Below are 13,167 nucleotides of genomic sequence, written 5' to 3' on the forward strand. Positions count from 1 at the left end.
CTATTCGGTGATCTCGCCTGTGCCGAGATCGACCAGTCGAAGTCGCGAGGGCTGCTCCGATGAACTCTGCTCGCTGGAGTCATTCCATCGAGCGTCTCGCACGAAACGTCGCCTACGGCCCTCAACTTCATCTTCCGACACCAGCCGATCGAAGGCCGCTTGGTTCGGCCAGCGCGGATGTTCACCGCTCAGGCAGTAGCGCGCGAGGCGTGCTCGGGTGCGGTCGACAAACCCGGGGAGTGCATAGCGATGCCAATCCTCCAACCCGTCGCTCGTTGTGGCAGCCTCAGCGCGATGGCGCTGGTCGGCCAGGACTGCCAGCTCGTGCACGAGCTGAGGATGCCGCGGCCAGCAGACTGGGACAGCGTCGCTCGGGTCGAACGCATACTCATGGTTCAACCAGATGACTACCTCGTCGAGCCAGATCCACAGGTCTGTTCGCTGGCCGGCCGTCACTAGGGAGCTTGGAAGCCAAGGGCGCGGCAATCTCGCAACATCGCCGACAGCCGCCTTCTGCTCCGGGGTCCCGTGCACCGCCTTCTCCAGCTCGGCGTAGGCGAGACGGAGTGTCGCCCTCGGGCGAGGGAACTCCCAGACGATCGGTGCTCCGCTACCCGCCTCCATCACCGAGTCTCCGGAGGCCGAACGTCCCGACGCGCACAGTCCACCCGCTCTCTTGCAGCAGACAAGTTCTCAAGCAGACGCCTTCCCGACTTCCCATCAATGGCCCTCGTGAGCTTGGCCAGGATCGGTTTGCCGTTCTCGGCGACGACAAGAGCCCGACGATCGCGGAGCTGTCTGATCTCAGCTCCGGTCAAGATCGCAATGTCGTCGGCGTTCGCGGTCCGGCCCGCCATCGGCCCAGACTGCCAACTCGTGCGCGTGACACGGACCGTTCCCATGAGGTCAGACACCTCCTGGTTGAAGGCGACATCCTTCGACCCACCGAACATGACCAGCACATTGGTCAGGCCGAGCAGAGCTCTCGCTTCCTGCTCTCCAAAGATCGCGGCCAGCTGCCTCCACGTCTGCGCGGCGAAGATGAAGGACAGGCCGAGAGCACGCTCGTTAGCCATGCGGGTGCGCAACGTGGGTAGCGGCGCCGTGGACGGAAGCTCGTCAAGCACGGCCAAGAGTGGCGGGCACAGGCGTCCGTACCGCGACTCATTCGCCAAGGCGAGTGCAGTGTCCAGGACATGCTCGGCGACCGCGGTCATGAGCGGAGACGCACTCGCATAGGGATCTTCTCGTCCAAGGAGGTAGACGGTTCCTCCGCGAGCGAGGAGGTCCGCGATGTCGGATGCGGGCTTGCCAGGCGAGGGAACACATCTGCGCCGGATGTCCTGCTGGAAGAACAGGCTCATGGCCTGTTGCACGGTCGTGGCCGTGTTCCCGGCGGTGCGGTCGTCCCCGCGCAGTGCGCCATGGAGAAGCCCATGCCAGAAGGGCGCGGCCCCGGAGTGCGTCCGCAAGATCTCGAAAGCCTCGGTTGCCGCGGCCGGATTGGCCACCCATCCCAGGACGTCTTCGAGTGAGTAGCTCGCCAACGCAGCGGCATGAAAGAAGGCTTGAATCACCTTCGACGCCTCGGCGGCGTAGAACCGAGCGGCGTCATCGCCGTGACTCGAGCCGTTGATGGTTCCCGCGCAGAAGGCCTTGGCTCGACGCTCGGCGACCATAGGATCAGCGCACCCCTGGACGGGATCCCAGACCAGCTCCGGCAGCCCGGGTGCCAGACCGAAGGGGTCCAGCACGAGGCATGGTCCGCGTTCCTGTCTCACGTCGAAGGTCAGCAGAAGATCGTCGACCTTGGTGAGCGTGACGAGAGCTGGACCCGGACTCCCCAGCAGCGCGGGGGCGAGGAGGTCAAGCGTCTTGCCCGAGCCTTGGGGGCCGATCACCCCTGCCGTCCGGTCGAAGGGAACCCACAGTTCTCGTCCGGTCCTCGGCTCCTCGGCCGACCCGAGACGCCACCCCACCTCCGACGGATCGACCGCCCTCCGACTCATGACTTGGTCACCCCATAGAGGTCCGGGCGGATGATCCCAGCGCTACGTCGGAGTCGCCGCATGCCGAGCACCGCTTCGACCTCAGATGCGCTCGCTGCTCCTCGGAGTCGTCCTGGGCCGAAACGCCGAAGGGCCCAGACACCGACCCACGCACTCGCTGCGAGGAGCAGCGCCTGTCCAAGACCGAGACAGCCGTAGAGAACCGGCTCCGCCGCCACACAGTCCGGCGCCGGAACCAGCCCCGCGGACGCATTGCCCCGAACGATGTCCACCGTTGCCCGAAGCCAACGACCCTGACCGGTCGCGTGCCAACCTCCCCCTGACACAAGATTGGCCACCGATCGAGAGACGTGGAGGGTCAGGAAGGCGACGAAGCTGTACGCGAAGAGGACGGCAGCAACTGGTTCCCAGGTCCAGGGGTACGGGTTGGTTCGGCGATCATGCTGCATTGGTCGTCCTCTCTTCACCGGCAGTTGCCATGCAGGTCTCAGTGCCGCCCGCGCCGACAGCGTCGGCGATGGCTCTTGCCGCCGGTTCCCAGCGGTCGTAGGCCCGGGGAAAGGCCGAGACCTGGACGGACTGAGCCGCGTCGCCGAGTCGCATGGCCTTCCAGCCGTCGATGTCGAGAAGCCCTCGCGGGCTACCTCCATGCGGCCCGCGAGGGCCGCCGAAGAACGAGCGCGCGGCGTAGGCGGGGTTCCGCACTTGAGCCGGCGATCCCCACCCGGCTGATGGCCGCTGTTGGAACAGACCCAAGGAATCCCGATCGCCGTAGTCGAGGTTCCGGAGACCTGACTCCTGCAGGGACGTCATCAAGGCGATGACTACGCCTCGGCTTCCTGCGCCGGCCGAACGTCCCACCTTCGCGATCTGGCGCGCGTTCTCGAGTTGCTCGCTGCGGACCGTGAACGGACGCCCACCAGGCCCCGGCGCCGTGATGCGCGTCGGCGCCGAAGACGCGACCGCCGAGCTTGCCCCGTTTGCGGCAGCCTTACCGCTGGCCTTGCCGTTGAGCTGGGCTCCGTGTGCTGCCATGAAGGGCACAGCATTGATGGGTGAACCCCGCCGGATCACCTCGAAGTGGAGGTGCGGGCCAGTGACGTACCCCGTCGCACCCATGGTCCCCAGGGGGGACCCGGCTCCGACCGTCTGGCCCTTCCTCACTCGGGCCGGCGCCGCCATGTGCGCGTACCTGGTGCGAATCTCGCTTCCGTGGTCGATCAGGACCTGATTGCCGTAGGCGGTGTTGAATCCTCGCTCCACCACCGTGCCCGCCGCGGCGGCGACGATCTTCTTGTCACCGGAAGCAACGAGGTCGGTACCGGTGTGGAGCTTGCTGATGCGCAGTACCGGGTGAAATCTCATCCCGAACCCGCTCGATACCGTGTACGCCGAAACCAGCGGGGGTTGCCACCGTCCGCCGGCGGCGACGGACGTCTCACAAGCCGACGCAGCCGAGGACAGCGCCGCGGCACCGAGGATCGCCACCAACAGCATCGGCGCGATCGCAACCACTCCAAGACCGACGATGATCCAGGCACTGGATGGGGTCTTCACGAGTCAGCCCATCGCGTCGTTCGTGTAGGTCAGGCGCTGCTCCGCAGGATGAATGACACCAGTGACCTTGAACTGCAGTCCACCCACTCGCCAGAGCGCCCGGCCGGGGGCCTGGATAGCCCAGTCGGTGACGAGATGTCGCGCCATCGGGCCAAGCTCGAGGAGGTCTTCCAGGTCGTTCGCGACGCCGGCCTCCTGTCCGTAGAGGATCTTCGTGTCCGCGAGGTGGAGCAGGTCCTTGGCGATGTTCTGCGCCTGGCTGCCACGGTCGCCCACCGACAAGAGGTCGGACGGCTTGTGGAGCACGAGGATGTGGATGTCACCGTGCGCTCGCGACAGCCTGAGCGACGCATCCACGCCCTGGACCGCCTGGGGTCCAAGGCGCATCTCTCGCCACGACTCGTCGTGCGGGATGATGCGCCGGTCTCCCGCCTCGGACACCTCCCGCATTGCACTGGCCCAGCTGTTCACGCAGCTCAGCGCGATGCCGGTCGCCTCGTCTCCCAAGGGCAGGAGTCGAGAGAGGCTGAGTGACTGGATGGGAGCCGACCAGTCGACGTCGACGGTGGTGGAGTCGTCGAACAGGCCGGCCAAGGCACCGCTCACCAGCTGGCCCAATGCGTCGCGGAGAAGTCGCGTCTGGTCGAAGAAGTCTCGCCGCCCGTCGAATCGGCATACCGCGATCAAGCCGTTCGGCGGTTCATCCAGAAGCCGCCAGAGCCTGGGGATCGTCGTCTCGCGAATCGTGGTGTCCCCGACTGCATAGCCCGTGAGCCGCTCGAGAGCCTGCTTCACGACCATCTCTTCTGTGGGCCCGAAGGGAACGCGCGCCTCCCCGATCTTCTGGCTGCTCACCAGACCCCGCATGAGGGTCAGCCACCGGCGAAAGATCACGGCCGCCCTGCCGACTGCCTCTTCGCGCGGCAACTGGTCCCAGCCGCGCCCGAGCGGACCGATCGATAACGGGTTGATACGAGCTGACAGCCCGGGTCCGACCGCGAAGGGCTCGACTCCATAGGCCCGGCAGAGACCCTCGTACTCGTCCTTGATGTCCCCTGGGATGAAGGCCTTGTAGCCGAAGTCCATCATCCGGTTGATGAAGCACTTCACCCCAGCACTCTTGCCTTGCCCCGGCTTCCCGATCACGACGATGTTCGGGTTAGTGACGGGGATGTCTGGATCCTTCACCCACGCGAACGGGTCCGCGTAGAAGGTTCCGCCTGAGTGCTGGTCCACCCCCATGGCGGCGCCGGTAGGCGGCAGACCTCGACCAGGGATGAACGGCCAGAGCGCCGGAGCTTGATCGCTGGTCATGCGGTACTCCGCGACAGGCGCAGACGCCGGCGACCACCCACGCTCGAGCTTGAACTCGCCCCGCGCGGAGGATCCATGGAAGAGCTTCGCCTCCGCCATGACGCGAGCCGGTTCCGGCCGGCCAGGAAGATCGTGCCCGAAGTCGTGAAGCAGCTCTGCGACGCCCCGACCGCCTCTGTTCCGCCTCACGCCCTAGGCCCCTTCAGGTCGATGCCCAGAGGGATGGTCGAGACAGCGAAACCCGCATCGTGCGAGACATCGAGGCGAAGCGGGTTGAACCCGGCTCGGCGGATGGACGCGTCGAGCCCTTGCGCGTGATGGGCGACGCGCTTCGTCTTGGGGACCGTCACCGAGCAGACTGCATAGGGGGTGATGAGGGAGTCGCCCCGCGCCAGCTTCTCGTCGAGGCCGTGAGCCTTGGCCGCACTGATGCGTTCACGCGCCCGCGGGTTGATCTTGAGCTGGGCACGCAGACCCTCTGCCAACGTGGCTCCTGAGGCGGCTCGGCTCGCCTGCCGATCGGCGGTCTGCCGATCCATGATCGGGAAGACGACGGCGAAGCTTCGACGCTCACCGTCGACGCTCGGCATGAGCACTGGAGCCAGCGCTCCCATCAACGCACCCTTGTCCGGAAGCCGAATCGTTGCCGAGACAGAGTTCCAGGCGTCGTGGCTGTAGTGCCGCACCGCCACATCAGCACCCGACGGGCCTGCGACCGCCCAGTCCAATCCGGCGTTCACCTGCACATCGACGCCTTGGTGCTGCAGAGCGTCGATGATCGATGCTCTGTCACCGGGCGCGAAGCCACTTCGGACGGCCAGGAAAAGCTCCGGCGAGGTCAGCCAAGCCATGTTCGCGATCCCCATCCCGGAGCGCAGATGAGACTCCACCTCTGACATCAGGCCGTAGAGGATCGCCGCCCGACCGTCGAAGCCGCCGCCCGCCTCCTTCGCGCTCTTGGCGAGCCTCCGCTCCGGGACCGTAAAGGTGATGAACTGCTCAGTTCTCACTGATGCCGTGGCAAGTGCTTCAAGCAGGTCGTCGTTCACTCGACGCGAGAGGCTTGGCCCGCCGTCGATCCGATGGTTGTTCATCCACTGACGCCGCTCAGCGCCGTCGTCAGGGACGGTTCTAACCATGAGCGACACCGCAGAGATCAGCTGCGTCTGCTCGCAAGCATCGAGGAAGCCGGACAGCGCTCTTCCGAGCTGGTCGCGTTTCGCCGGTTCAGCCATCCCGATTCCTGGGTGCACGACGCTCGCCGTCACGGACCAGGTCTTGGCGGAGTGGTTCTGGATGATCGCGATACGTGCCTGTGCTGGACCGAGAGGTGGACCGTCGTGAACGGCGACCGACGCCAGGACACCCGGAAGGTCGGTCTGGCCGGCAGGTTTGCCGAGATCACCTCGCGCGGCCCTCGATCGGAAGGTTGATCGGCCTAGAAGCCCGGCGACGGCGAACGAAGTCATCGCAGCGATCCACCCAAAGGCCGACCGTCCGCGGACCGGCAGAACCATCAACGCACTCGCGGCCAGCCACAGTCCGAGAAGGACGGCAGCGCCGAGCCAGGCCTGCCGGTTGACTGCCACGAACACCGGCAGCAGTGCCACGCAGATCACCGCCAGCTTGCCGCCGCCGATGCCGAAGAACATCCCGGCCTTGGCCTTGGCGTAGTCGTCGTAGAGGGTCATCAGGGCTCCAGAGTTGGTCAGACGACGGGTGGAATCTCACCAGCTGCACCGAGGCCGCTGGCTCCTCCGCCGGTAGTGGTGGGCGGTGCGGTTGGCAGAGGCGAATGCTTGGAGGGCTGCCCGCCGTCGGAGCCACCGCCCTGTTGGTCAGGAATGACATGAGGCTGTCCTCGATGGACGTCGGGGTAATAGCTCGCGTCCCCGACCCCGGCCTGATTCATGCCATCGACGCTGGTCGCCGCTAACTGACCACCAACCCCGTTGACTGCACTCATTCCTGCTCCGATGGCAGCGCCCACGCCGCCGCCTACCGACGACAGCGCCGAGGCGAATCGACCAGTCACGGCGTCGTCTGTCTGAGCCTCGCCCTGCGACTGCCCCGATGACGTCTGGGTCGAAGCGGCACTCGAGCCCGACTCCGACTGGCCGCCACCCATCAGCCCAGACACCCCGCCCGCGGCGGCAAGCCCGGCGCGGGCGCTGGCCCCCGACGTCGTGCCGGGGTCCACGAAGGCGAGCAACCTGAAGAGCGCCAGGGGTGCAGCGACCGAGGTGAAGATGATGACGACGCTGGTGATGGCGAGCCCCACTGCTGCTGCAGTCGTCCCCGCCTTTCCCTGACTGACGGCAGTCGCGAGCCTCGTCCCGATGCCGAGCACAAGAACGGTGAGCACGGGCGTGAGCGCCGCCGCGTGGAACCACCGGACTGTCTTCCAGAACCAGCTTCGGCCGATGTCTGACGCAAGCCCAGCTGCGGCGATCGGCCCGACCGCCACGAGCACGACCACGGCCACATTGCGACCGATGGCGATGACGAAGTGGCCGATCGCGGCGATCCAGAGGAACAGCCCGAGGAACCCCAGCACCGTCGCCAAGGCGATCTCCACACCGCTCTTGCCAACGCTGATCCCAGCCATCGGCTGCCACGCCGCCCAGGAGTCCACGCCGAGCAGTCCGGTCAGGAGAGCGTGGGTCAGTCCGCCACACGCTGCGAGCACTCCGGCCGCATAGGCGATGCCTGCCGTCCAGATGAGCCCGAACTGGAAGAGCCCAATCACGACCCTTGCAAGGTCCTCCGCACGCCGTCGCCACAATGCCGTGGCGAGCTGCACCATCGTCATGAACATGAGGAGCGCGCCACCGATCCAGAACGTGGTTCGGTAGACATCCCCAGCTGGACCATTCGCACGGATGTCAGGCGTGAGCAGATCGTCCATGGCTCCGAGGGACCACTTGAGCACCCAGACGCCCGCGGACCACAGGGCCATCATGATTCCGGTCCAGCCCTCTGCAGCCGCCTTGCCGGCGGCTTCCCCCACGATGCCGAACGGGTTGAACTTGTCGAGCCAGTCAGTCATGGGCTGCCCCGATCTCGACGTACTTCTTCCAGCCCGCTCTGATGCTTCGATCAGAACGCGGCCAGGTGGATGGCGCCGGCGCAGGTGGGGTGCCTTCAGCAATCACCCAGCGATGGCCCACCCACTGCATGCGCTCGCAGTGCCCATATCCGAAACGCACCTCTTTAAGCACCGAGACGCGGACATCGAGCTGGATGCAGGCAATGACCCAATCGGGCCCGTCGGTCGCCTTGATCTGAGCCCCGACCGGGACAGCGCTCAGAGAGGCCTCGCCGTCGCCCTCCACCGTCCCGGCGCCCTCGTGGAAGTCGCGGATGGCCCGGGCGATCTCCCAGGTGCCGAATCTTGCGCCCGGCACCGACCATGCTTCGAACACCTCGCGGGCTTGATCCAGCGACAACGAGTTGAGTGCAGCGAGCTCGATCGACGCAAGCTGGCCTACTGCGCCGCTCGGGGTATGGGGATACCCCGACGGCAGGGCACCGATGCGACGAGTCGACTGTGGAACCATCAGGCGCTTCTCCTTCTTCAGTGAAGGTGCGGCCGGCAGCAGGTCGTCCCGGTTCGACGGCAGCATGGGCCGAGCGGCTTGGGCGTCGCGATAGGCCTTGCCGCGGACGCCATGGTCGCTCACCGGGAAGTCCGCCGGATCGACGTGGCTTGTAGCGCCGTCGTGCGCGCCCATCGCATGGACGATCGCGAGCACAAGCCCTGCAGCCGCTACGGCCACAAGCAGGACCAGGCCGATCAGCGTGCAGATCAGTCGCTGCCGAGACCACGCCCTGTCGGTTACTGGCGCACTCATGACGTCACGCAGCCGCTGCCGAGCATCTCCTTGATGATTCCCGGAGCGACGAGTAGACCGATCGCCGCGAGGAACGCAACGACGAGCCCACCCACTCCCATCTTGGTGACGTGCGGAGAGTTCATGATCTTGCCAGCCAGGATCGAACCGATCGAGATGATGATGGCGAAGAGGAACATCCCGATCACGAACCAGAGCGCGTTTCCCGTCAGCTGGTCCGTGTACTTCTGCGCGCTGCCAGGTGCGTGCGGGCAGACGCGAGCAGCAACCGTTCTCGAGATGGCAATCATGCGAGCTCCCTGGGTTCTTGGGGCCCAGCAACCCGGGCCAGCACTGACCGTGCTCCCCTCAGCAGGGCGGCGGGCAGCGGATCTGTGGTCACGCCCGTGGCAGCGAGCTCGCTGTCCAGCGGAACGGTGAACAGCCGGCCAGAGTCCCGCAGGTGCTGGATTGCTGAGGTCGAGGAGGCAACCTTCAGCGGCCAGCCCCACCGCCGCTGACTGGAGCCGACTACGACTGCTGCCTCGATCTGGGAGTCGTGTAGATCAGCCAGGCTCGAGTCGAGCGCACGAAGACCTGGGCCCGAGGCCGTCGCCACCAGAACGGTCGGCATCGAGCCCACCTGGCGAGACAGCCAGTGCTCATCCCGCACCAGGGCGGAGGTCTCCCAGCCAACGTCAAGGATCGTCAGCTGACCGTCGCTCGATGGCGGTGGCCCGACCTCGTTCGGCAACCGAGGACTCGACGCCAGCCGGTCAATAAGGACGGCGCCGCGACGCGATCGTCGCCAGCTCTCGTCGATAGCGCCGAGCTCGGCTGTCGAGGCAGAGGCAAGACTCGACCGATGCGACGGCCCGGCCTCCACGAGGTGGACCGGGCGCTCCGCACTCTCAGCTAAGGCAAGAGCCACGACACTTGCTCCAGAGCGCGGCAAGACGCCGACGACCGCGAGAGCCTCGCCGGGTGGCCGCCATTCGGATGCGGCCTCCTGCCGAAGCATCGAGTCCCCTCGGAACCTGCCCGACTCCAGCGCGCCTACCGCTCGCCGCAGCTCCTCGACCGAGTAAGTGGTCATGCGCTCGCCGCATCGCGGAGTTCATCGATGATGCGTCCCGCGCGGCGGCTCACCGTCCGGGCGGAGACGTTCTGCGATCTGGCAACTTGGTCGAGCGCATAGGTCCCGCAAAGCCCGCCGCGTGAGCGGCCAGACCGGATCGTGCGACGACCGCTGGACGATTCGGCCGTGGAGGCGACGGCGAGATCCAGCAGCAGCTGGCAATCCTCGCTAGTCGCGTTTCCGCTCTCGATTCCGTGCCTGAAGACCTCGAGCAGGTCGACCTCTGGTGAGCGGTCCCCTGCGTCCGCGGCCACGTGCCAGGCCTGCGCGTCCGGCGCCAAGACAAGGGACTGGTGCCATGTCCGGTCAGACCTCTCCGATCCACGTCCGATCCCGAGCTCGGCCTGGACCGACCGACGCGTCTCACGAAGGACTGCCCCCGCCACGGTTCGTTTGTTCGACCAGTCGAACGTCCGAGCGGCTAGCCACAGATGAACTGCGACGAGATCGTCGACCTCCGGGCCAAGGTCCGACATGGACCGGGCGATGTTCGTCGCCCCCGGCAGGAGGAGCCAGCACAACGCACTGGTCGCCGCCGGGTCGTCGTGTCCGTCGGGAGACCCCGTCTTGACAAGTGCCCGAAGCACGGTGTCGACCCGCGGGTCGGGCCTCCGAGTCCAAGCTGGAAGTTTGCTCGGATCGTCCACGACCGATAGCCCAGGTTCAGCTGCGACCCATGTCGACCACCTGCGTCGAACCTCGCGAAGGGTCTCGGTCTCAAGTGATCCGACGTCGAGTCGATCTGCGATACGCATAGTTATTCTCCTGTCTGCGATTGATCACAGACAGAGGTTCGATCCTCGGGATGTTCGTCCACCTACCCCGCTACGCGCGGTGCCGAGGGGTAGGTCAGTCGCCACGCGCGGAAACACTTACCAACCCGTGAAGTTGTGCGATCGACGCTCACTGCCGGCCAGGTGCACCGAAAGTCTGGCCACGAGCTCGTCGGTGACCCGGTCCCGCTGCGCTCGAGGTCGCGCTCGCCACGGTCGGCACGGAGCCGACCACGTAGACCCGATACCGGTGGGACCACGCCCCACTCTCCTCCGGGAGGGTGGGGGCGTTCTGCCGTTGGGGCTAGTCGCGCTCGGCGATGATCCAGCCGACGAGAAAGAACATCGGGCTGAGCCCGAGGATCAGCCCGGTTCCCGCCCAGATGTTGCTGGTCCCGTTCGGCATGGCCATGAGGGCGCCGATCGTCGTCCCGGCCAAAATCGCGAGTAGGGCACTGTCGAGCCAGACGATCAATCCTCGTGACCCCTTCGGCGCCCCGAGCAGCTTCCGCTCCACCATCAGCGCGATTAGGACGGTGGGAGCAATCTGGGCGATGACGCCGCACTGTGCCTCGGTGAGGATGACTTCGTTCATGGCCGACAACGTAGTGCGAAGGTCAGACCAGACGGACTGAGTGCAGGCTGCACTCGTCAGTCGTCGTTGGGCGGGTTCCCCCAAGTGCCCTTCAGACCCTCGCGTCGTCGCTCACCCCAGGCGGTCAGTTTCGGACCGAACAGTGCCAGCAAACCGAAGACCACTGCGCAGACGAACATGACTGCGACAAAGATCCCCTTCCCTCTGCCGTCATATGCGATCAACCCGACCGAGCCCGCGACGACGCACGCACCAGTGAACAGCCATCGCCCCCAGGTTGAAGTCGGACCCGAACCGTAGAACCCGCCGCCAAAGTCAGCCATGCTATTCCCTTCTGATGCGCGTGAAGATGATGTTCGCCCAGGTATCAATGGACCGCACGTCGAGTCATTCGCAAGGGTGGGGACGTTTCGTGCGTGCGGGCCCGGGTAATCTCGTGTCTGGATCAGGCAGGCGGTCCCCACCGCTTCAAGGTCAGGACCCTGCCGTGCCGCCCTCGATCAAGCTCGTCCTCGCCGGCGCCGTCATCGGAGCCATCGGCGTCATCCTGTGGCGCATGTTCGACGATGAGGACGCGACCGCGCGCGTCCGTCACTACGAGTTGCTCGGCGCGGCAGCGGTCACCTTCCTCGGAGGGGCGCTCATCCTGCTCGGTCTCATACTGTCCACGTTCGGCGGCTGACAGGCGGAGACGCCCGTGAGCTACTGCTTAACCAGCGGACGTCCCCTCGGCCCGCGCCTGCCAGCGGGCAGCAGCCTCGCCGACTCACTCGGACCGTGCCGAAGAGGTACCCCGGTGTGGGCAGTAGGAAACGACGACCGCGGATGCCTACGCGTCCAGCTCGGCGTCGTTCCCGACGCTCAGGTCTCGGCCGCCGATGACCTCTTCGGCGATGACATACATCTTGCGGTTCTCGTGCTGGGAGATACGCACTAGCAACTTGAACGCAAGGTCGGAGTCGAGACCGTAGCGCTCCATGACGATCCCGATCGCAATCCCGATTCGACCGCGGTTCTCCAGGCCGCTCTTCAAATGAGCGACCTGCTTCTCGAGGTCTTCGTGCTCTTCCAACGCCGTGCTCTTCCGGATCAAGCGTGAAGGTTGCTGCGTTTGGCTACACAGCAACGAACGAATGCGATCCTAGCCAAACCTGGCGCACGCGCTGCCCAACGTGCTTGGTCGGCGGTCCCGAGCGAAGAGCCCCAAGCGGGTTGAGGCTCTTCGCGACCACCCATGATCGGGGTAGAACCGGCGGTCGAGACGAAAATAACTCGACCGCCGGGGCCGTGCCAATCGGCTTGCGCAAACTTCCGGCACCGCCAAACAACGCCCCGCCCGACCGCGTTCGGACTAGCGGGGCGTTGTCTTGCGGTGCACACCGAACGCTCTACCCCAGCGTCGGTGGCGTTCATCCTGCTCAACGACTAGGTGCCCGTGAGGTGACGTTGGCACTCGTCGAAACAACGGTGTCGGTGCTCACGCCTACGCTCACGGCCATGCCCAGTCGCCGCCTCCACCCCGACACCAAGCTCGAGATTGACCTGATCGGCACGGCCGGGCGGCTGCTCCGCGAGGGCGTCGAGTGGGATGCTGCCGTGGCTCATCTCCGCGAGATTGCCGACGGCCGTACTGACCTCCTCGCAAGAGCCTCCGGCAACTTCCTCGGCGGCTACCTTGCAAGCCCGGGCATGCATCACCCGACCGAACTGCGTCCTGCGCTATGGCTGCTCGAGGCGGGAGCGGACCCGAGCCTCGTCGCGGCGGCCGTCGACCGCACGCGGGCGAACTCGGCCGGTTCGTCGTACAGCGATCCGGGTAGTCAGTCTTCCCGCTCCTGACCGCCGCACCCACCTACGCCGAAGTGGCATGTGTGGAACTCGCCCATCGGTTCGGCTTCAGTAGATTTTGGTCTATTTGTCTGCGGGACGGGCCGTTGAGGAGGACCCT

General features: G+C 66.0%; 14 protein-coding genes. 2 read left to right on the forward strand and 12 right to left on the reverse strand.

Annotated elements, in window-relative coordinates; genetic code table 11:
* From ASD11_RS18250 to ASD11_RS18255, 11 genes are all read right to left on the reverse strand, one after another.
* Complete coding sequence (locus tag ASD11_RS18250; RefSeq protein WP_156464799.1) at window positions 1-330, reverse strand: hypothetical protein; 330 nt, start codon at window positions 328-330, stop codon at window positions 1-3.
* Window positions 331-623: 293 nt separating this feature from the next.
* Window positions 624-1,901 carry a type IV secretory system conjugative DNA transfer family protein gene (locus ASD11_RS14545; protein WP_235503365.1) on the reverse strand — a complete coding sequence of 426 codons (1,278 nt, stop codon included), beginning with the start codon at window positions 1,899-1,901 and terminating at the stop codon, window positions 624-626.
* A 546-nt stretch (window positions 1,902-2,447) separates the two neighbouring features.
* Window positions 2,448-3,566, reverse strand: a complete 1,119-nt coding sequence (locus tag ASD11_RS14550; RefSeq protein ID WP_156464800.1) for a M23 family metallopeptidase — start codon at window positions 3,564-3,566, stop codon at window positions 2,448-2,450.
* Window positions 3,567-3,569: 3 nt separating this feature from the next.
* Window positions 3,570-4,880, reverse strand: coding sequence for an ATP-binding protein (locus tag ASD11_RS14555; RefSeq protein ID WP_235503366.1), 1,311 nt, complete (start codon window positions 4,878-4,880; stop codon window positions 3,570-3,572).
* A gap of 185 nt (window positions 4,881-5,065) precedes the next feature.
* On the reverse strand, window positions 5,066-6,571 hold the full coding sequence (locus ASD11_RS14560; protein WP_056289166.1) for an SCO6880 family protein: 1,506 nt from the start codon (window positions 6,569-6,571) through the stop codon (window positions 5,066-5,068).
* Window positions 6,572-6,588: 17 nt separating this feature from the next.
* Entirely contained in the window at window positions 6,589-7,929 is a 1,341-nt protein-coding gene (locus tag ASD11_RS14565; protein WP_056289168.1) for a hypothetical protein, read from the reverse strand.
* Window positions 7,922-8,734, reverse strand: coding sequence for a hypothetical protein (locus ASD11_RS14570; RefSeq protein ID WP_056289170.1), 813 nt, complete (start codon window positions 8,732-8,734; stop codon window positions 7,922-7,924). Before ASD11_RS14570 ends, ASD11_RS14565 begins: the two co-directional genes overlap by 8 nt.
* Window positions 8,731-9,024 (reverse strand): hypothetical protein, encoded by a 294-nt coding sequence (locus ASD11_RS14575; RefSeq protein ID WP_056289174.1) that lies wholly within the window; start codon window positions 9,022-9,024, stop codon window positions 8,731-8,733. Before ASD11_RS14575 ends, ASD11_RS14570 begins: the two co-directional genes overlap by 4 nt.
* 781 nt (window positions 9,025-9,805) lie before the next feature.
* The gene (locus ASD11_RS14585; protein WP_156464802.1) at window positions 9,806-10,498 is read right to left on the reverse strand and encodes a hypothetical protein; all 693 of its coding nucleotides are present in this window, start codon (window positions 10,496-10,498) and stop codon (window positions 9,806-9,808) included.
* A 430-nt stretch (window positions 10,499-10,928) separates the two neighbouring features.
* Window positions 10,929-11,219: a hypothetical protein gene (locus tag ASD11_RS14590; RefSeq protein WP_056289180.1), complete on the reverse strand. Its 291-nt coding sequence runs from the start codon at window positions 11,217-11,219 to the stop codon at window positions 10,929-10,931.
* Window positions 11,220-11,275: 56 nt separating this feature from the next.
* Window positions 11,276-11,542 (reverse strand): hypothetical protein, encoded by a 267-nt coding sequence (locus tag ASD11_RS18255; RefSeq protein ID WP_156464803.1) that lies wholly within the window; start codon window positions 11,540-11,542, stop codon window positions 11,276-11,278.
* A 164-nt stretch (window positions 11,543-11,706) separates the two neighbouring features.
* On the opposite strand from ASD11_RS18255, the gene ASD11_RS14595 reads away from it, so the two are divergent.
* Window positions 11,707-11,901: a hypothetical protein gene (locus ASD11_RS14595; RefSeq protein WP_056289183.1), complete on the forward strand. Its 195-nt coding sequence runs from the start codon at window positions 11,707-11,709 to the stop codon at window positions 11,899-11,901.
* A 147-nt stretch (window positions 11,902-12,048) separates the two neighbouring features.
* On the opposite strand, the gene ASD11_RS14600 is transcribed toward ASD11_RS14595, so the two are convergent.
* The gene (locus ASD11_RS14600; RefSeq protein WP_056289184.1) at window positions 12,049-12,312 is read right to left on the reverse strand and encodes an ANTAR domain-containing protein; all 264 of its coding nucleotides are present in this window, start codon (window positions 12,310-12,312) and stop codon (window positions 12,049-12,051) included.
* Window positions 12,313-12,659: 347 nt separating this feature from the next.
* Between ASD11_RS14600 and ASD11_RS14605 the strand changes: the two genes are divergently transcribed.
* Entirely contained in the window at window positions 12,660-13,058 is a 399-nt protein-coding gene (locus ASD11_RS14605; protein WP_056289187.1) for a hypothetical protein, read from the forward strand.
* The last annotated feature ends 109 nt before the right edge of the window (window positions 13,059-13,167 follow it).

It is taken from the genome of Aeromicrobium sp. Root495, from assembly GCF_001426755.1.
Lineage (GTDB): Bacteria > Actinomycetota > Actinomycetes > Propionibacteriales > Nocardioidaceae > Aeromicrobium.

What these genes read in the sequence shown, in the direction of transcription:
- ASD11_RS14555 (WP_235503366.1), bottom strand. Translation starts at nt 4,880, where the DNA reads ATGACCAGCGATCAAGCTCCGGCGCTCTGGCCGTTCATCCCTGGTCGA.
- ASD11_RS14560 (WP_056289166.1), bottom strand. Translation starts at nt 6,571, where the DNA reads ATGACCCTCTACGACGACTACGCCAAGGCCAAGGCCGGGATGTTCTTC.
- ASD11_RS14565 (WP_056289168.1), bottom strand. Translation starts at nt 7,929, where the DNA reads ATGACTGACTGGCTCGACAAGTTCAACCCGTTCGGCATCGTGGGGGAA.
- ASD11_RS14570 (WP_056289170.1), bottom strand. Translation starts at nt 8,734, where the DNA reads ATGAGTGCGCCAGTAACCGACAGGGCGTGGTCTCGGCAGCGACTGATC.
- ASD11_RS14575 (WP_056289174.1), bottom strand. Translation starts at nt 9,024, where the DNA reads ATGATTGCCATCTCGAGAACGGTTGCTGCTCGCGTCTGCCCGCACGCA.
- ASD11_RS14590 (WP_056289180.1), bottom strand. Translation starts at nt 11,219, where the DNA reads ATGAACGAAGTCATCCTCACCGAGGCACAGTGCGGCGTCATCGCCCAG.
- ASD11_RS18255 (WP_156464803.1), bottom strand. Translation starts at nt 11,542, where the DNA reads ATGGCTGACTTTGGCGGCGGGTTCTACGGTTCGGGTCCGACTTCAACC.